This is a genomic window from Microcystis sp. MC19, assembly GCF_003019735.1.
Lineage (GTDB): Bacteria > Cyanobacteriota > Cyanobacteriia > Cyanobacteriales > Microcystaceae > Microcystis.
On record NZ_CP020664.1, the window covers coordinates 4,943,953 to 4,962,205 of the forward strand.

An 18,253-nucleotide genomic window follows, 5' to 3' on the forward strand; every position below is an offset into this window, starting at 1 on the left:
ATTACTGACGAATTTGTACCGGCATCACCAAATAGGTCATCTTTAAACCTCCCAAGGGGGTAAAAATAACCGGTTGGGTACTAGCATTTAACTGCATTTGGATATCATTATTGGGTAAAGCCTTCAAACCGTCCATCAAATATTTAACATTAAAGGCAATATCGCCACTTTCTCCCTGAATTTCCGCCGCCATAGACTCTTTGGCGCTACCTAAATCAGGAGATTCCACCGCTAGGGATAAACGGTCATTTTCGCTATCGAGACTAAACTTGACTAAATTATTCTTTTGGTCCGATAAAACCGCCACTAATTCCAAACAACGGATTAACTGTTTGCGGTCTAAAACCAAAGAACGCTCGAAGGATTTAGGAATTAACTGATTATAAGTGGGATAGGCCCCTTCTAACTTACGACTGGTTAACCTCTGTTCCCCCATTTCAAAGATGACTTGAGAATCATCCACGTGCAGAGTAATAGTCTCGATATTTTGTTTTGTTGACATCATTCTTTCCAATTCTCGCAGGGCCCGGGCCGGAATGGTGACATTAAAGCCACCAGAGGCACTTTCCACCTCCTCTAGGGGAGTTTGTACCACCGCTAAACGATGACCGTCTGTAGCGGCAAATTCTAGACAATCGACGGTTTTAGTTAAATGTACCCCCGTCAACACCTGTTTAGTTTCATCGCCACTAGCGGCAAACAATGCACCTTTTAGTCCCTCTGTCAAGGCAACTATAGGTAAATTAACAATTTCTCCATCGGCCACCGTGGGCAATTCTGGGAACTCATCGGCCTTCATGCCGCGAATTTGGAACTGTGCCGAGGCAGTTTTCAGGAAAGCGAGACTATGCTCTTCATCATTCTCGTTTTCTTCCACAGAGATGGTGATTTCCCCCTCTCCCAAACGAGAGACAATATCGTTAAGCAATTTTGCCGGCAGGGTAATTTTGCCCCCTTCCACCACTTCGGCCCGAAAACTGGTGCGAATCCCTAAACTCAAATCAAAAGCAGTCAGGCTAATTTCGCCCTTTTCCTCATCGGCACAAAAGAGAACATTTCCCAACACCGGATGGGTAGGACGACTGGCAACGGCCCGACTAACTAGGGATAAATTGCTGTTGAGTTCGCTTTGACTACTGGTAAATTTCATAGCAGGAATAGTTTTTTTGTACGCTAAAAAATAATAGCAAGAATTCCCCTGTGGAAAATCTGTGGAAAACCTGAGCTTTTTTTGATCGCTCTTTCCGGGCTAAAATCTATCAATAGCAATAACTTCGCCCATTGCTAGGTTTTTCTGGCCATTCTGAAAAGATTGTGGAAAAATTGTCAAAAGTGAAATTTTCGCCCCTTCTCAGCCAATTACATCAACTGTTAACCATCAAGCTACAAGTTAAGAATAGCGAGACTTGAGCCGACCAGCATCTTTCTTTGGGAAAAAATTGCGTAAAATGTAGGCTGGTGATCTTTAAAATGGAACAAGCAGCAGGAAGTTAACAAAACAAAACTCCGGGCATTCCCCGGAATCGATAGACTCAAATAGACAAGGAGACAGGATTGGTTAGCACATCTTCGTATCAAACAACAAAATCGAAAGAAATCTTTACAGCCGCTCAAAAATTAATGCCGGGGGGTGTAAGTTCCCCCGTGCGGGCCTTTAAATCCGTCGGTGGGCAACCCATCGTTTTTGAAAGCGTCAAAGGGGCCTATATTCGCGACGTGGACGGTAACGAATACATCGACTATGTGGGAACTTGGGGGCCGGCTATCTGTGGTCATGCCCATCCCGAAGTGATTGCCGCCCTACACGAGTCCCTAGATAAAGGGACCAGTTTCGGCGCTCCCTGTGTCCAAGAAAATATTCTCGCTGAAATGGTGATTGATGCTGTTCCCAGCATTGAAATGGTGCGTTTTGTCAATTCTGGCACCGAAGCCTGTATGTCCGTCCTGCGCTTAATGCGGGCTTTTACCGGCCGGGATAAAATCATCAAATTCGAGGGCTGTTACCACGGTCACGCCGATATGTTCCTGGTTAAAGCCGGCTCTGGTGTAGCCACCCTGGGCCTACCCGACTCGCCGGGGGTTCCCAAAACCACCACTAACAACACTTTAACCGCCCCCTACAATGACCTGGAAGCGGTAAAAGCCCTCTTTGTCGAAAATCCCGACTCTATCGCTGGGGTGATTTTAGAGCCAGTGGTGGGTAATGCCGGCTTTATCGTGCCAGATGCCGGCTTTTTAGAGGGATTGCGGGAATTAACCAAAGAATACGGGGCTCTATTAATGTTTGATGAGGTAATGACCGGATTCCGCATCGCCTACGGTGGCGCTCAGGAAAAATTCGGCATCACCCCCGATTTAACCACCCTGGGCAAAGTTATCGGCGGTGGGCTGCCGGTGGGGGCCTACGGCGGTCGGGCCGATATTATGGCGATGGTGGCTCCGGCCGGTCCAATGTACCAAGCGGGAACCTTATCCGGCAACCCTTTGGCCATGACGGCGGGAATTAAAACCCTCGAGTTACTCCAGCGCCCCGGCACCTACGAATATCTCGATAAAGTGACTAAATCCTTAACTGAAGGGCTGCTGAAAGTGGCTAGAGATGCTGGTCATAGCGTTTCTGGGGGTCATATCAGTGCCATGTTCGGGATGTTTTTTACTGGCACCCCTGTGCATAATTATGAAGATGCCAAAAAGGCCGATGTGGCTAAATTTGGTCGTTTTCACCGGGGAATGTTGGAAAGAGGCGTTTATCTAGCTCCTTCCCAGTTTGAAGCTGGTTTTACTTCCTTAGCTCACACAGAGGCCGATATCGAACGGACTTTGGCCGCCGCTAAAGAGGTTTTAGCAGGTTTATAGTTAATACTGCTTCGGCCGGGAAAATCGATTGATAGAGTCCCAAGTATGGATGAGTTGACATCTCCCCGCTTGCAAAAGACGGGGATTCTCCGGGGAAATTTGCCGAGAAACCCCGAACAATCGAGGGATTATTATCCCCAGCACTGTAAAACTTATCAGTCTAACCACAGGCCGACCCTTTTTAGTCAACCAGATGGAGGAGACCATGAGCAAGCGGTATCTAACTTGACAAAAATTACCTCGGTTTTTATAATCCTGAAACCGTTAACAAAATTGAGCGATAAATAGCCCCGCAAAAAATCAAGAAAAACAGCAAAAAACCCCAGTTCCCCCCTTGACAAATAGCCAAAACTAGGCATTAGTTAAATTTAATGATTTTTTAATAAAAACCGCTTTCTATCACCAGAAAAAGCTATCGGTAGATTTTTATCAGAGTAATGTAATCATCTTTACAACTATCGGGGATCAAAGGATGTTACGGTGAAGGAGCGATGACAAACCCACTTTAAGATCACCCCGATTGCTATGGCACAAATTCTCGATCCCCTCCCCAACGGCAAGAAAAATAGTATTCTTTGTTGTTATGTCAATGCGACCAGTCATATTCAAATTGTTCGCATCACCAATATTGCTAACTGGTATTTTGAAAGGGTGGTTTTCCCCGGACAGCGTTTAGTATTTGAGACCCTAGCGGATGCTTTCTTAGAGATTCACACGGGGATGATAGCCAGTGCTATCCTTTCCGATAACATCCCCTGTGAGCGCCTTTATATCAGCGATGGGGATGACGATGACTCCGAGGGTCAACTAGACGGGGAAATATTCTACCCCCATTCCCTAGAGGAAAGTCAAGGGGCGAAAATTGACAATACCGTACCCTTCAGTTTAACTTTAGCTTCCGCCTAGCTAATAACCTAATCTGATAATTCCCCTCGTACGAGAATCACAGTGCAGTTAACGGCACGGGCAATCGTCGAGGGGATATTGCCATTTAATAACTGATTGAGCAAACTTTCCCTCGATGCACCCAAAAGCACCAAAGAACAATCCTCCGATTCTACCAGATCAATGACTGCCTCGGCCGGAGAGGCCGAACGAATCGGTAAAGGTACAATCGGCTCTGCGATCGCTTTCTGTAAAGATGCTTGTAAAACTTCCAAAGTGGACAGGTCTGGCAGTAACTCCGTCGGAGAATAGATTTTACATAACCAAAGTTTGGGATGATCCGAAGACTCGGACAAGGACAGCAAACTAGGCAATAATGCTAAAGCGCGTTGGGCATTCGGACCGCCGGCGGTGGGAATCAGCCAAATCCTTTCCCGATTAGGATCGTTGGGAAAACAATCCTTTGTTCCTAATTTTACCAAGATGGTTTCACAGGGAGCTTGGGCGATCAAAGTATCGACTGAAAACCCAAAAATCGCCCCAGTAGTCGATTTTTCCCCCGTCCAACCCATAATTAATAAATTGCTGTGTCGTTCGCGAATCGTGGCCAAAATCCCGTCGGCGATGTCCTGAGCCACGGAAATTTGCGTATGAACAGAGATATGCTGCTGACGGGCTAATCTTTCCAGACGATGAAGTAATTTGCGTCCTTCGCGTGTATCTACCCGGACTTCCGCCGGAGAACTAAGACGAGGCACAGTAATCACATAGAGACAATCTATCTCATAATTGCGTTCACGGGCGATGGCAGCGGCAATTTTAAACAAAGCGGTAGCGGTGTCGGGATTGGCAATGGGTAACAAAATCCGGCCTATTCCCACAGCCGGAGAACGAGTTTGATAAACCACATAGGAAGGAGTACTGGGTTGGGGCAGTTGACAAACCCCCCCTAATTGATCAGCTTCCACCCGGATAATATCAGTGCGGGTGATGATCCCCACCAGTTTTTGACCGTCGGTAACGGGTAAACGGGAAAGCTGATAGCGATTCAACAGAAATAAAACATCGGTTAAAGCTGCCTGGGGAGCCACCGTAATCGGATTGGGAGTCATCATCTCCCGCAGGACGGTTTGACTGTTTTTTGATCGCCATTTATCCAGATCACTTTGGGTAAAAATCCCCAATAGTCGCCCCTGTTCCACCACGGGAAAACCGCGATGATGGGAACGGGACATAATTTTCACCACTTCCCCCAGGGGTAAATCCGCCGCCAGAATTTCCACCTGCGATTGCATCACATCCATAGCCGACAGATGGGCCAGCACATCGTTAGCCGGGGTTTCCTCGTTGAGAATAATACCACTAGCGGAAAGTAAATGCTGATAGAGGGAACCGGGGCGAATGCTTTCGGCAGTGATATAAGAAACGGCACAGGTCAACATCAGGGGCAGCACAATATTAAAATTGCGATGCAGTTCAAAGACAATCACGATCGCCGTTACCGGAACCCTGACTACTCCCGTAAAAAAGGCCCCCATACCCGCTAAAGCATAACTAGGTTCGCTGCCGAAACCCATAATTTTCGTCTCGATTCCCCCCACCAGAAACCCCAAACAGGATCCCAACACCAAAGCGGGGGCGAGCAGTCCTCCAGGGGCGCCGGAACTGTAGGAGATCATCGTCAGGAAAAAATAGACCACAAAAGCGAGGGCGGTATTCTGCCAGCTTAATTCCCCTGCCAGCAAAAACTCGCGTAAACCCGTATTATCTCGAAAAAAGTCGGGTAAAAAAGCCACTACCGTTCCCGATAACCAGCTGACCAGACCGATGCGCCAAGCCAGAGATAACCGCCAACGCCGCTGCAGCTGGCTACAAAAAAGGATGCCTTGATTGAATAAAGCCCCCAATAAGCCCGCTAAAGCCCCTAAAAGGCAATAAATGGGTATTTCTTGGGCAGAGAAGCTAATATTGGCATATTCAGTGATGATCGAGGGGGTATTCTGCAGCATCATCGAAACCACGGCCCCGGTAAAGGAAGCCACAATCGCCGTTTCTAGGGTCATACTGGAAACATCGCGCATTAATTCCTCGATCACAAAGAGGACCCCGGCGATGGGAGTAGTAAAACCGGCCGCTAACCCCGCGGCTGCCCCGGCTGCGATCATCTGACGACGGTGATCGGGACTGGTGGGCAGCCATACGCTTAATTGGGCCGCTAGGGCTGCCCCGATGTGTACCGTCGGGGCCCGACGACCAAGGGTTAAACCACCGCCAAGGATCAGGATCGCCCCGATCATTTTTACGACGGCAACGCGCCAAGACAGGGGCAAAGGATATTTAGCTAGGGCCGCTTTTACTTGGGGAATACCCCCCCCAGCGGCCGCGGGGGAGAAGTGTTCGACAATCCAACCAGCGCTATAACCAAGCAGAAAACCGCCGAGGGGCAAAACTAGGAAAGGAGAGGAATTGGCTACTAGATGCACCCGCCAACCACCTAACCAACCGATGCCCAATTTCAGGATAATAGCGGCAAGGGCGGAGAGAATTCCGATGAAACAGGCTACCAGTAAAGCATAACGACTATCGGTCGCGCTACGTCCGAAGTGTTGGGATTTAAACCACTGACGGAGGTTTTGGTGACGGGCAAAAAGTCCCATAATTATCAGGGAGAATCAAGGCAATGGCAGGGCGAGGATTTATTTTGGGTTCTGATTCCTCGTCTCTTTAATCATAGGCCGTTAAGTTCTGTGACTGTTCACCTTGTTTCTACCAGTGGACCCAATAGTAGTTTTTCGATCGATGGGCTAGGATCGAAGGTTGTCCCTATCTTTGAGCGGAGGATATAAAGCTTGTCATTGATTGACCATATCTCTACAGTGGATCTATTTTGTGGGGCTGGGGGGCTAACCCATGGTTTTGAGAAAGCTGGACTAATCGTTAAAGCGGGTTATGATATCGACCCAGCTTGTCAATTTCCCTACGAACATAATAATAAAGCCCAGTTTATTTTAAAAAATAATGAACTTCGACTGGTGAGCTTCTGGCCAGATCATCTCTCTTTGGTAATCTGGTATATAAAGTTCATTGATGTCGTCCTCTAAACCATCTTTATATTTTTGAACTAAAACTTCCACAGGATATTCCTTTGTGTCGTAATCAACTATTTTCTGTTTTTCGCGGATTTCTTGCTCTGCTTCCTCTTTCAGACTATCGCTGATTTCTGTTCTGGCAAATTCATCGGGTTTGTTAGCCATCTCGAAGTTACTTGCAACCATCAATTTATCTAATCAATCATACAATGTCTTTGCGGACAAAAGCCGCTCCACTTCCCTTGACAGCATCTTTTTTTGAATAATTAACTATATAGTGATATAATTATATTGATTTGGCTCAAGTGCCGAAGCTCATACCATATTTTTTAGCTAATGTCAATAAAGTTATGAAACGATTTCTATTATTATTTTGTGTTATCGTCAGTTTTTTGGTATTTATCAGCCTTCAAATCGATTTTTCCTTGTCCGCACTAGCTCTAACCAGACAACAGCCAGAAGGACCGGGGCAGCTGTTGTATCAATCCCGTCATAGTTTGCGCGATGATACCGGTAGTCCTTGGCAGGTGGTGTTATTTAAACGAGTTAAAGATGGGGAAACGGTAGAAATTAGTTTGCGCTTGGTGGGATTTCCAGAGGGGATTGAGTTTCTTCACCCGGAAAGATTAACGATAACCACTGCTAAAGGCCAAATTTTAGCGGCTGAGGATGCTTTTGCCCAAGAATCACCCGCAGCTAACGTTGGTCAATACAAGATGCAGGATATCTTAGCACAGCTACCCGTTACCGAAGCGATCGAGCTTTCCCTACCCCTAGACAATCCCCGCTCTCTCAGTATCCCGACTCCTGTACTTTTGGAATGGCAAAGTCTGCTTTTTTCCGTAAATGGAGGAAATCCCCATCACTGACAATAAAAAAAAATGCCCAATTAGGCAAAGTTTCAGCTATCACCACTACAATAAAATCACTATCAAAATTTCAATTGTCTGACTATAGTTCTAAAGCTTCGTAGATGTATAATTTATTCAAAAAACCGACGGTGCTGAAGTGATAACTAGGTAAAGGCGGAGGGAACCATAATTCCGTTTGATAAACGCTGAAAATGACAAAATTCTTTCTAGTGGTGTTAGTGGCGATCGCTTCTTGTAAAAAAGGATGACCCGTATCCACCAACATTTTACAGTAACCCCGCAAGAGAGCCTGCACTTCGAGGGAAGCTTGCGCCCGAGCGCAGACATTATCCTTGAGATAGCTAGTTAACCTCTGGGAAGCGTATTGTTCGTAATCTTGACGATTGGGGTTAGTTGTCAGCAATATTCCCGCAATTCCCCCTAAAACCACTCCTACCACCATTCCCCCTAACCTTGCCAATTTCATAAGCTCTCAAATCATCACTCACTTACCCTAACCATAGCCCGAATTAGGATAAAAAACCTGTTGTCAATGATTCCTTTTCTGGTATAGTAGATATGTGTACGGCGAGCGTAGCCAAGTGGTTAAGGCAGTGGATTGTGGTTCCACCACTCGGGGGTTCGAGTCCCCTCGTTCGCCCTCTTTTTAAGGATCGCTGATGATTAGGCTTTAAGGGAGTCAATTGGCACTTACCCGCTCAAATCCCCAATCAATTCGTTATCGGTAAAACCCTACACCCCACACCCCACACCCTGTCCCCACAAAAAACTTTTTGCCGCAAACCCTACTTACCAGTTAAGACGGCACTAGAGAAGCGGAGTAGCGATAACGTGATAGTTTAGATCCGATCGGTAATGTGAAGTTAGAACAATAATGACCAGAGTAAACCCGAAGTTAATTATTCATGGGGGAGCGAGTTCCCTAGAGGACAAAGGTGGTTTAGAATCGGTGCGCGATTCTCTCCGGGGGATTGTTAAGAATATTTACAACCTCCTTGACAATGGTGCAAATGCTGTGGAGGCGGTGACAAAAGGATGTATGTTACTGGAAGATGAACCGCGATTTAATGCTGGGACTGGTTCGGTGGTGCAATCGGACGGTCAGGTGCGAATGAGTGCAGCCTTGATGGATGGTCGTCATCAGCGTTTAAGCGGTGTCATTAACGTCTCGCGGGTACAGAATCCCATTAGCCTAGCCCACTTTCTCCAAAGTCAAGAGGATCGCATTCTCTCGGAAATTGGAGCTGCCGATCTGGCCCGAGAATTACAAATTCCCCTCTATGATCCCCTAACCGATTATCGGATTCAAGAATGGATGGAGGAAAGAAAGACGAATTTTAATCGCAAAATGGCCCGTTTATTCGCCGACTCGTCAGCGCAACGGGGAACCATCGGGGTGGTGGCCCTTGATCAACAAGGAGACATCGCCGCCGGAACTTCTACCGGAGGCAAGGGACTAGAAAGAATCGGTCGCGTTAGTGACAGTGCCATGCCAGCGGGCAATTATGCGAATCCATGGGCAGGAGTAAGTTGTACGGGAGTCGGGGAAGATATTATCGATGAGTGTTTAGCCGCTAAGGTGGTTATTCGCGTCACCGATGGTTTTTCCCTCGCCGCTGCCGTGGAGAAATCCATGCACGAATCCCAAACTAATGGTCGGGATCTGGGCATGATTTCCCTTGATCGTCAGGGGAATATTGTTTGGGGAAAAACGGCGGAAATTCTCTTGGCTGCCTATCACGACGGTCAGGCGATCGGTGATACCCTAGAATGGCACGGTGAAAATGTCGGTTTAATCGGCCATGTCGCCGTCGGATAGTGGAACAAACTGCGATCGAACTTAGTCTTCTCGGTTAATCTCTGCAAGATACTTCTTCTCGAAAATCTCCGTGTGGCAATATATTATTCCTATTTTTGACCCCGATGTGAAAAACTGGTCAGCCGAAGCGCGGTTATTGCGCTGGATGACTTTTTTGTGGCTGTCAGTCGGGTTAGTCGTGCTTTTTTCCGCCTCCTACGCTCTGGCTGACAGTCGCTTTGATAACGGACTATACTATTTTATCCGCCAATTAATCTGGCTTTGGATTGGCTTAATTGGCTTTAATTTCCTGGTGCGATTGCCGATCGAGAAACTCCTCAAAATCGCCCCCTGGATGATTTTATTAGTTTTAGGATTAATTTTGATCACTCTTATCCCCGGTTTAGGAGCTAATATCAATGGTGCCACCCGTTGGATTAAAATCGGGCCGATTCTCTTGCAACCGTCAGAATTTATGAAACCGTTTCTCGTCCTGCAAGGGGCGGCGGTTTTCGGTGGTTGGCCGCGTTTAAATGTCAATCAACGGTTAACTTGGATCGCTATTTTTGGGCTAATTCTAGCCGGCATTCTCTTACAACCTAACTTGAGTACCACTGCTCTGTGTGGTATAACTCTCTGGCTGATCGCTCTTGCCTCTGGTCTGCCTTTATCCTACATGACCAGCACCGCTTTACTGGGTGTAACTATGGCTGTGGTTAGTGTTACTTTCCGCGAATACCAGAGAAAACGGATTTTATCTTTCCTAGACCCCTGGCAGGATCCCCGGGGTGATGGTTATCAATTAGTGCAGAGTTTACTGGCGATCGGTTCTGGCGGAACTACCGGCAGCGGTTACGGTTTATCCCAACAAAAATTATTTTATCTACCCTTCCCGGATACGGATTTTATTTTCGCTGTCTTTGGCGAGGAATTTGGTTTTGTTGGCGGTATTTTACTGTTAATCATGCTATTTCTCTACGCTACTCTCGCCCTGATCGTGGCGGTTAAATGTCGTCATCGCATCAAAAAATTAGTGGCGATCGGGGCGATGGTAATTTTAATCGGTCAATCCCTGTTAAATATCGGTGTGGCCACTGGTTCTTTACCCACTACCGGCTTACCTTTCCCCCTCTTTAGTTATGGCGGCAGTTCCAGTTTAGCTAGTCTCTTTTTAGCGGCCCTCTTAATCCGGGTGGCTAGGGAAGAAAATGAGACCGGGGAGCGCCAGACTTGGCAGAAGGGTGCGGGGAGCAGGGAGAAAAAGCTGATGGCTGACGGCTAAAAAGCTAAATACTGTCTCGGAGTCTCCTCAATACTGACTTCTAACCCAATTCCCCGGCCAAACCCTAGAAATCCTCGGGAATAATCCATTGGGTCGGTTGCGTCAGTTTTTTCAGTCTAGCGGCTTCTGCCATTTCTAACATCTTTTCCAAAGAAGTTGCGGCAATAAATTTGGCTGCTTCGGCGGCATGGACTTGATTGGGGCATCGATCGCCTAAAATACAACCATTTAGGCAATCTACAGCACAATTTACCTGTTTTTCCATAAAAACTCTCTTTTTCTAACTAGATTTGGCCTTTATATTTTAACCCAACTTTTTTTCAGCCAACCCTAGGTAAGTAATTATGCCAGTTAAGAAAGCGGCACGCTTAACCTTTCCCTAACCAATAAATTACTATATATTTTAATTGTGTGAGGAGTGAGAAGAAAGCAAAGTCCTTGGGGTCGAAACACGGCAAGACTCCCAAGGGCTTTTCCATGTCTAGGGAACAGTTGTCAGTCATGAACCAGCCTCAAGAGCGAGAACCTTTTGCCAGTTTAGTTTTATATCATCTCTTTAAATGGTCGATCGTTAGCCCCACCCTACACGGCTATTTTCGTGGTCACGTTTACGGAGTGGAAAATGTCCCCCGGCGTCATCCTCTGATTATCGTCTGCAATCACGCCAGTTACTTCGATCCACCCCTATTATCCTGTGCCGTAGGTCGTCCTGTAGCTTATATGGCTAAAGAGGAATTATTTACCATCCCGATTTTAAAACAGGCGATCGCTCTTTATGGGGCCTATCCCGTCAAACGCGGCAGTGGTGATCGCGGGGCAATTCGGGCGGCGATGGGAGCATTAGCGGCGGGCTGGGCAGTGGGAGTGTTTCTGGAGGGAACGCGCACCGAGGACGGATTGATCCATCAACCAAAACTAGGTGCGGCGATGATTGCCGCTAAAGCGGGAGTTCCCCTATTACCCGTCAGTTTGTGGGGGACAGAAAAGATTTTTCAAAAAGGTTCTTCTTTTCCCCATAGTATCCCCTTAACTATTCGCATCGGCGAAGTGCTGCCGCCACCGATTTCTAACAAAAGAGAAGCTTTACAGGCAGTTACCGAGCGCTGTGCCGAAATTATTAACGGATTACACGCCCTCGGACGCTAACTAGGGTCTGCGGCAAAAAGTTTTTCTTGGGGACAGGGTGTGGGGTGTGGGGTGTGGGGTATAGGGGGAGTGGGAATTATGAATTATGAATTATGAATTGGGGGGGTGGGGAAGTGGGGAAATTGAACTAAAACCCCAAAACCCCAACCTCCAAAACCTGTCTCCTATCTCCTGAATACTGACTCCTGCCGACCGCGTGATCTCAACAAGCAATTTAAATTACGAACAGCTTATCCAACAAGGTTTTTAGATTTATTAAGCAAACCCTAAATACCCGGGCAGCTGATGGGATTTCTTTCCCCGACACTTTGAAGTGGGGAATGTGGGTTAAAATTGGCATAACTCGACCATCGCCTCGACCATGTTCTTTTTTGTCCTCGGCTTCAATCTAGGCTTAACTTTATTTAATTGCTTTCTAGTCTGGAAATTGTGGCAATTGCGGCGGATTTTAGGGCGAGTGACCAAAATTTTAAACCGGGTGGAACGACGTTTACACCATATTTTTTACCCCGCTCCAGAATATATTATCATCGCTGGGGCAAAAACCCATTATCTCCGACAAAACTATCAACGTCTCTGGGGACAGATACAGATACTGCAATCCCTATTCTTGACCTTCTCCCTAATTATCCGTTACTGGCAGCGTCAATCCCGTCAACGCCGTCGCCTGTGGTCGCTAAAATTGAGCAAAATCTCTAGCAATTAGGCAGCTAACAGCGATCGCCAACCAAAGTAATACACAAGTACGAGTTAAATGCAAAGCCTGTTCGACGGTTTTGACAGTAATCGGGTTGAGGTTATCCCCCAATAAAGGTTTTTCGACAATCTGGCCTCGGTATTGATTTTTCCCCCCCAATTGCACCCCCAAAATTGCCCCATAGACGCATTCACTCCAACCGGAATTAGGACTAGGATCCCGACGGGCATCGCGCCAACAAATGCTTAAAACCCGCCCCGGCTGGCCCGAAATTAGGGCGAGAGTTAAGACCGTTAAACGACAGGGTAGCCATGTCAAAACATCCTCGCTTTTGGCACTAAACCAGCCCATATGGGTGTAGGGTGGCCGACGATAGCCAATCATCGAATCGAGGGTACTAGCGGCTTTATAAGCGCAAGCGAGGGGCACTGGTCCCACCCCCAGAAAAGCACCGAGAAGGGCATAAAAAAGCGGCGCGGTAACTCCATCCACACCATTTTCACTGACAGTTTCTAATAGGGCGCGAAGGATTTCTTCTTGGCCGAGATTATCTGTGTCGCGACCAACGTATAAACTTAGTTGGCAACGAGCTAAGGTGATATTTTCCGCTTGTAAAGCTGCGATGACTGTTTCAGCAGCCCGGCGTAAACTTCTACCAGCTAAACAACTAGCCAAGAGAATCACTTGTACTAGGCAACTCAGCAGCAAATTGACCTGACCTAACCATTGGATTCCTAGCCAAGTTAAGACCCCAGCCAAGATAATTAAACCTAGTCCCAGAATTATGCCCCCTAAACGTTGGCGAATTTTTTCCTGCGTCCAATTAAGGATAACTTTTGTGGCAACGGCAATAATCGCCCCCATCACCTGCACTGGATGAATCCATCCCCAGGGATCGCCGATCAGATAATCTAAAACCGCCCCTAATACTAAAATGATCGCCGTTGCCGCTTCCTTCACAATTACTCCCTTTTCCCATCGATATCCCGAATTTTCTCGATATTGTCTTCCCAGTTAGCCCCATCAAAGAACTGGAGCTGAAAATCCCCTAAGACATTACCCTCCAAACAGCGCAGGTTTATATCTATAGCGTCAGGATGGGAGCGGGGACGATAGAAAGGATGAATACCACAAACACGACAAAAATAATGTTGGGCTGTGTGGGTATTAAATGTGTAGGTACTTAAAAAATCTTCACCGCTTAGGAGGGTAAATTGTGCTGAAGGAACAATCAGATGCAGAAAACCTTTTTTCTGACAAATCGAACAATTACAGTCTAGAGCTTGATCATGCTTGATCGCCACTTGAAAACGGATCGCTCCACAGTGACAACCTCCCCCATAAATCTTTGCTTGTTTTGTTGCTGTCATAACTTCTAAACTACTAAACGATAAAGCTGGTTTCCTCTCCCCTAGCGGCGATCCAGCTACGCGCATCGTAGTATAAATCGGCTAAGGTAATCTTCCCCAGGGCCTCTTTTAATTTCTCGTGTAGGTGTTTCCAGATAGTAAATGTCACCCAATCTTCTGCCTGTTCGTCCCTGGGATGATAACCTGATAATGGCTCGATCGTCTCTCCCACCGCCTCTAAAATTTGCCCCAACGAGATCCGATTTGCCGGCCTGGCTAACTGATAACCCCCTTGCGCTCCCCGAAAGGAACGAACTAACCCCGCTCGTCGCATTTCTATCAGCAATTTCTCTAGATAAGCGGCCGGGATATCTTGACGCAGAGCGATCGATTTTACCGATACGGGAGTTCCCCTAGGTTGTAAACTAAGATCCAGCAAGGCTTTAACACTATAGTGACCCCTAGTTGTTAGCTTCATTATCCCTCATTTTTCCCTCTTTATCTCTATCCTACCTCCTGCTCTCATTGATGACAGAAAGGCTAACCTCCCCTAGCCCAGCATCTCGATCAACATTGATCAATTCTGTTAAGATTTTTATCGAGAGATAGAGTGTAATCGATTACAATCAATTTCCCCAAGCAAGTGATAATTTTTAGTTTATACCGTGTAAGATAAGTGTAGAGATCAATCGTAACCCGATTGTTTCTGGTCAGGGGAAGCAATTCTCCTCGACTGGCCTTGATGACCCTAACCTTTACTTATCTGCCGCGAACTTAAATGAACAAAACTACTAATCCAGAACCCCTGACTGGCCTCGAACTAATTGAGAAAGTTAAACAGCTAGGCAACCTCAGCAAAGAGGAAAAAGCCCGGGAATGCGGCTACTATACCATGACAAAAAATGGTATCGAACGCGTTAATATGATGAAGTTTCTCAATGCTTTAATCGATGCCGAGGGAATTGACTTAGATAGCAGTGCCAATGGCCAGGGACGGGGTGGCCGCTCGGCCAGCTACCGGATCAGTGTCCAATCAAATAATAATCTCCTGATCGGTTCGGCCTACACCAAAAAAATGGGACTTAAACCGGGAGATGAATTTGAAATTACTTTGGGGAGAAAACATATTCATCTCAAGCAAGTTGGCGCCAGCGAGGACGACGAATAGCAATAATTAAGGAGAGAGCCGTTTAACTCTCTCCTTTGAAACTAGGTATTTTATCCTCAATTGGTCTTTCAGTATCTAGATAGGGCTGGCTGAGTAAAGCTAAAAACTTTGTTGGATAAGACTTTTAGACTTTTGGAGTGATCAGGGGGAAAATTTAGGTGCTTTTTCCCTGAAAATGGCTAAAACCCCACACCTGACCCCCTAACTTCAGGAAAAACTTTGTCAGCAAACTCTAACTATTGGAGATGTCCAATGCAGCGACCGGAAAAACTGGCATCTTCCGGGATGCTAACTAGGAATTCTCGGCTTCTTTGGAGAGAATCCAGAAAGCGTGGATAATGCCGGGGACATAACCGATTAAAGTTAAGATAATGTTAATAACAAAGGCTAAACTCAGTCCTCTGGTCAAAAATACGGCTAGGGGTGGCAAAAAAAACGCACAAACTAAGCGGAGAAACATTGTCCATACCTCAAAAAGAGTTTAGTGAACCTTAATTCTATATTAAGCTTGCTCCCCTTGAAGTTGGTATAAAATAGTGGCGATTATTGTGGCCATGGTTGCGGGGGCAGTTATTGGTTGAGTCAACGCACTGGTTAAACCGATTCTAGGGCTTTTGTTTCTGGTTAGCCTCGATTCTCGTCCCAGGATTCCCAGTTAAGGGTTTAGTGGCTTTTATCGGTGCGCCCATCGTCCTTGCTCTGGTCAACACCCTCCCAAATAAACACTTCGCTGAAAAGGGTTTCAGCGAAGTACCACAATAGTCAGTGACCAGTTATCAGTTATCAGTAATTTTAGTATAACACCTTTGATCCAAAAATCATACCTTCGTGCAGAAAAAAGGCCAAAAATAAATACTTCGCTGAAAAGGGTTTCAGCGAAGTACCACAATAGTCAGTGACCAGTTATCAGTTATCAGTGATTTTAGTATAACACCCTTTTTCGATCACTGCAAACTTTTTTCAAATTTTAGGCCGAGAATTTTGGACCGAGGCCGACTTTCGGCGCGTACACCGCCCGATCGCCCAATTCTTCTTCGATGCGTAATAAGCGATTATACTTAGCCACTCGTTCACTGCGACTGAGAGAACCAGTTTTAATCTGTCCGGCATTAGTAGCTACCGCCAGATCGGCGATCGTGGTGTCTTCCGTTTCTCCGGAACGATGACTGATAACAGAACGATAACCGTGACGGGTAGCCAGGGCGATCGTTTGTAGGGTTTCCGTCAAAGAACCGATCTGATTGAGTTTAATCAGGATCGAGTTAGCAATACCCAGATCGATCGCTCTTTGCAGACGGATGGGATTAGTCACCATCAAATCATCGCCCACCAACTGAATCCGCGCCCCCAGTTTATCGGTCAATAATTTCCAGTTATCCCAATCCTCCTCGTGTAAACCGTCTTCAATAGAAATAATCGGATAGCGATCAACTAAACTGGCCAAAAAGTCCACCATTTCGGCTGGAGAATGGGCCGAACCATCGTAGATGTATTGACCATCCTTATAGAATTCACTGGCGGCCACATCCATAGCCAAAGCCACCTGCGACCCCGGTTTATAACCAGCACGTTCGATCGATTCAATCAAAATATCCAAAGCTTCCTGATTTGAAGCCAAATTAGGAGCATAACCGCCCTCATCGCCCACACCGGTCAGTAATTTGCGTTCGTGCAAGGCCTTACCCAAAGCGGCGAATACTTCCGCCCCCCAACGCAAACCCTCCTTAAAAGAATCGGCCCCGATGGGGAAGATCATAAACTCCTGAAAATCGACGTTATTATCGGCGTGAGAACCACCATTAATCACGTTCATCATCGGGACGGGTAGCACATTGGCCATCGGACCTGCGAGATAACGATAGAGAGGCAAGCCCAGATCCGCCGCCGCCGCTTTGGCCGTAGCCAGAGAGACGGCCAGGATAGCATTAGCCCCTAATTCTCGTTTATTGGCCGTGCCATCGCGATCAATCATAGCTAAATCGACACTAGCTTGGTCGAAAGCATTCATCCCCTGCAAAACCGGGACAATTTTTTCGTGGACATTGCGAACCGCTTTCAGGACACCCTTGCCACCGTAACGCTGGGGATCATCATCGCGCAATTCGTGGGCTTCAAAACTGCCCGTAGAAGCGCCACTGGGGACCTGGGCCAAACCCATCGCCCCCGATTCTAACAGCACTTCCGCTTCGATCGTGGGACGGCCGCGGGAATCTAGAATCTCCCTAGCTGCGATCGCTTCGATGGGAACTTCGATTTTATCTAACATAACTTATCGTCTCCAACTCAATTTACGGGGTAATTTCGGCCGATTACTAATTGCCTAAAGGGAAATCCACGTTGACAATCTGCTTTTGATCATCAAAAACGAGGATTAAAGTATCCGTCAGTTTTTCAAATTGAATCGTCACCAACACCAAATCCACGCCGTCCGTATCCGAACCTTTTCTGACCTGAGTTCCCACAACCCGACGCACGGGGCCGGTACGCTTAAGTAAATTTTCCCAAGCGCCTTGCACTCTGGTGGGGAAAACCTCAGCTTTGAGAAAAGGGTGTAGATAACCTCTGGCCAGGCCGTAGTCTTTATTGGCCAAAGCCTTGACAAAAGCATCGCCAATCTCAGAAATACTGCGAAATTCGGGAAAATCGGCGGCAACTATCTGACCAGCCCGGTTAAAGGTAACTGTCACATCTTCGGTAACTTTCTCAAATTCAACGGTGACAATCACCAGATTGGCATTGATAGCATCGAGTAGCTTGCTTTTGACAATGCGCTTAAACGGTCCAGTATGGTCAGTTACTTGGCTTTCCCAGACCTTTTGTAGTTTTTCGGCAGTCCAGAGGGGTTTTAGTTGGGGTGACAAAGCTGCAATAACTTTGTCGTATTGTTTAGTTCCCAACCATTCTACTAACTGCCGAGCTTGCTTTTCTTCTCGGACGGGATCACCAATAGCGATCGCAGTCGGTTCTAGGTTCGCCTGTACCGGTGAAACGCTGAACGCGGTCCAAGGCAGGGAAAAACCAATTAAACACAAAGAGAGAATCGATACCCGTTTCGCTAATGAAAGCCGCATCATTTCAGCTATTGCTCCGCAAATAAATAACGTTTTTTCA

Annotated in this window: 20 protein-coding genes and 1 tRNA gene; 10 read left to right on the forward strand and 11 right to left on the reverse strand. The window is 46.8% G+C overall.

Going from position 1 to position 18,253, the window contains the following annotated elements; genetic code table 11:
• Position 1 precedes the first annotated feature (1 nt).
• Positions 2-1,150: a DNA polymerase III subunit beta gene (gene dnaN / locus B5D77_RS25200; RefSeq protein WP_008200247.1), complete on the reverse strand. Its 1,149-nt coding sequence runs from the start codon at positions 1,148-1,150 to the stop codon at positions 2-4.
• Between the two features lie 404 nt (positions 1,151-1,554).
• Here dnaN and hemL point away from each other — a divergent pair, with 404 nt between their 5' ends.
• Positions 1,555-2,856 (forward strand): glutamate-1-semialdehyde 2,1-aminomutase, encoded by a 1,302-nt coding sequence (gene hemL / locus B5D77_RS25205; RefSeq protein WP_039899836.1) that lies wholly within the window; start codon positions 1,555-1,557, stop codon positions 2,854-2,856.
• A 525-nt stretch (positions 2,857-3,381) separates the two neighbouring features.
• On the forward strand, positions 3,382-3,762 hold the full coding sequence (locus B5D77_RS25210) for a DUF1830 domain-containing protein (protein ID WP_008200251.1): 381 nt from the start codon (positions 3,382-3,384) through the stop codon (positions 3,760-3,762).
• An 8-nt stretch (positions 3,763-3,770) separates the two neighbouring features.
• Here B5D77_RS25210 and B5D77_RS25215 read toward each other — a convergent pair whose 3' ends face one another.
• On the reverse strand, positions 3,771-6,398 hold the full coding sequence (locus tag B5D77_RS25215; protein ID WP_106909901.1) for a chloride channel protein: 2,628 nt from the start codon (positions 6,396-6,398) through the stop codon (positions 3,771-3,773).
• A 219-nt stretch (positions 6,399-6,617) separates the two neighbouring features.
• On the opposite strand from B5D77_RS25215, the gene B5D77_RS26815 reads away from it, so the two are divergent.
• Complete coding sequence (locus B5D77_RS26815) at positions 6,618-6,842, forward strand: DNA cytosine methyltransferase (protein WP_232306161.1); 225 nt, start codon at positions 6,618-6,620, stop codon at positions 6,840-6,842.
• Here B5D77_RS26815 and B5D77_RS25225 read toward each other — a convergent pair.
• On the reverse strand, positions 6,750-6,995 hold the full coding sequence (locus B5D77_RS25225; protein ID WP_232306162.1) for a hypothetical protein: 246 nt from the start codon (positions 6,993-6,995) through the stop codon (positions 6,750-6,752). The genes B5D77_RS26815 and B5D77_RS25225 overlap by 93 nt on opposite strands.
• Before the next feature lie 185 nt (positions 6,996-7,180).
• Here B5D77_RS25225 and B5D77_RS25230 point away from each other — a divergent pair, with 185 nt between their 5' ends.
• Positions 7,181-7,699, forward strand: coding sequence for a DUF3122 domain-containing protein (locus tag B5D77_RS25230; RefSeq protein ID WP_008200258.1), 519 nt, complete (start codon positions 7,181-7,183; stop codon positions 7,697-7,699).
• An 82-nt stretch (positions 7,700-7,781) separates the two neighbouring features.
• Here B5D77_RS25230 and B5D77_RS25235 read toward each other — a convergent pair whose 3' ends face one another.
• Positions 7,782-8,168, reverse strand: coding sequence for a DUF4359 domain-containing protein (locus tag B5D77_RS25235; RefSeq protein WP_008200259.1), 387 nt, complete (start codon positions 8,166-8,168; stop codon positions 7,782-7,784).
• Between the two features lie 101 nt (positions 8,169-8,269).
• Between B5D77_RS25235 and B5D77_RS25240 the strand changes: the two genes are divergently transcribed.
• The 3 genes from B5D77_RS25240 (at position 8,270) to B5D77_RS25250 (ending at position 10,782) form a co-directional block, all read left to right on the forward strand.
• Positions 8,270-8,342 (forward strand) — tRNA-His (locus tag B5D77_RS25240).
• Positions 8,343-8,576: 234 nt separating this feature from the next.
• Complete coding sequence (locus B5D77_RS25245; protein ID WP_106909902.1) at positions 8,577-9,521, forward strand: isoaspartyl peptidase/L-asparaginase; 945 nt, start codon at positions 8,577-8,579, stop codon at positions 9,519-9,521.
• Between the two features lie 70 nt (positions 9,522-9,591).
• Complete coding sequence (locus tag B5D77_RS25250; protein WP_008200263.1) at positions 9,592-10,782, forward strand: FtsW/RodA/SpoVE family cell cycle protein; 1,191 nt, start codon at positions 9,592-9,594, stop codon at positions 10,780-10,782.
• 64 nt (positions 10,783-10,846) lie between these two features.
• On the opposite strand, the gene B5D77_RS25255 is transcribed toward B5D77_RS25250, so the two are convergent.
• Positions 10,847-11,047 carry a hypothetical protein gene (locus B5D77_RS25255; RefSeq protein ID WP_106909903.1) on the reverse strand — a complete coding sequence of 67 codons (201 nt, stop codon included), beginning with the start codon at positions 11,045-11,047 and terminating at the stop codon, positions 10,847-10,849.
• Between the two features lie 212 nt (positions 11,048-11,259).
• Between B5D77_RS25255 and B5D77_RS25260 the strand changes: the two genes are divergently transcribed.
• Together B5D77_RS25260 and B5D77_RS25265 are read left to right on the forward strand one after the other, a co-directional pair.
• Positions 11,260-11,928: a 1-acyl-sn-glycerol-3-phosphate acyltransferase gene (locus tag B5D77_RS25260; protein WP_106909904.1), complete on the forward strand. Its 669-nt coding sequence runs from the start codon at positions 11,260-11,262 to the stop codon at positions 11,926-11,928.
• A gap of 361 nt (positions 11,929-12,289) precedes the next feature.
• Positions 12,290-12,634: a hypothetical protein gene (locus tag B5D77_RS25265; RefSeq protein ID WP_008200276.1), complete on the forward strand. Its 345-nt coding sequence runs from the start codon at positions 12,290-12,292 to the stop codon at positions 12,632-12,634.
• Here B5D77_RS25265 and cbiB read toward each other — a convergent pair.
• The 3 genes from cbiB to B5D77_RS25280 are packed head-to-tail and all read right to left on the reverse strand — an operon-like array spanning position 12,605 to position 14,452.
• The gene (gene cbiB / locus B5D77_RS25270) at positions 12,605-13,585 is read right to left on the reverse strand and encodes an adenosylcobinamide-phosphate synthase CbiB (RefSeq protein WP_008200278.1); all 981 of its coding nucleotides are present in this window, start codon (positions 13,583-13,585) and stop codon (positions 12,605-12,607) included. The genes B5D77_RS25265 and cbiB overlap by 30 nt on opposite strands.
• A gap of 2 nt (positions 13,586-13,587) precedes the next feature.
• Complete coding sequence (locus B5D77_RS25275; protein ID WP_081504661.1) at positions 13,588-14,061, reverse strand: GFA family protein; 474 nt, start codon at positions 14,059-14,061, stop codon at positions 13,588-13,590.
• Positions 14,009-14,452 carry an RrF2 family transcriptional regulator gene (locus B5D77_RS25280; RefSeq protein WP_002783777.1) on the reverse strand — a complete coding sequence of 148 codons (444 nt, stop codon included), beginning with the start codon at positions 14,450-14,452 and terminating at the stop codon, positions 14,009-14,011. Before B5D77_RS25280 ends, B5D77_RS25275 begins: the two co-directional genes overlap by 53 nt.
• A 300-nt stretch (positions 14,453-14,752) precedes the next feature.
• Between B5D77_RS25280 and B5D77_RS25285 the strand changes: the two genes are divergently transcribed.
• Complete coding sequence (locus tag B5D77_RS25285) at positions 14,753-15,142, forward strand: AbrB family transcriptional regulator (RefSeq protein ID WP_008200283.1); 390 nt, start codon at positions 14,753-14,755, stop codon at positions 15,140-15,142.
• 292 nt (positions 15,143-15,434) lie between these two features.
• Here B5D77_RS25285 and B5D77_RS25290 read toward each other — a convergent pair whose 3' ends face one another.
• From B5D77_RS25290 to B5D77_RS25305, 3 genes are all read right to left on the reverse strand, one after another.
• The gene (locus B5D77_RS25290) at positions 15,435-15,602 is read right to left on the reverse strand and encodes a YqaE/Pmp3 family membrane protein (RefSeq protein WP_008200286.1); all 168 of its coding nucleotides are present in this window, start codon (positions 15,600-15,602) and stop codon (positions 15,435-15,437) included.
• 507 nt (positions 15,603-16,109) lie between these two features.
• Positions 16,110-17,408: a phosphopyruvate hydratase gene (gene eno, locus B5D77_RS25300; protein WP_008200287.1), complete on the reverse strand. Its 1,299-nt coding sequence runs from the start codon at positions 17,406-17,408 to the stop codon at positions 16,110-16,112.
• A gap of 46 nt (positions 17,409-17,454) precedes the next feature.
• Complete coding sequence (locus tag B5D77_RS25305; protein ID WP_106909905.1) at positions 17,455-18,216, reverse strand: DUF3887 domain-containing protein; 762 nt, start codon at positions 18,214-18,216, stop codon at positions 17,455-17,457.
• Between the last annotated feature and the right edge of the window lie 37 nt (positions 18,217-18,253).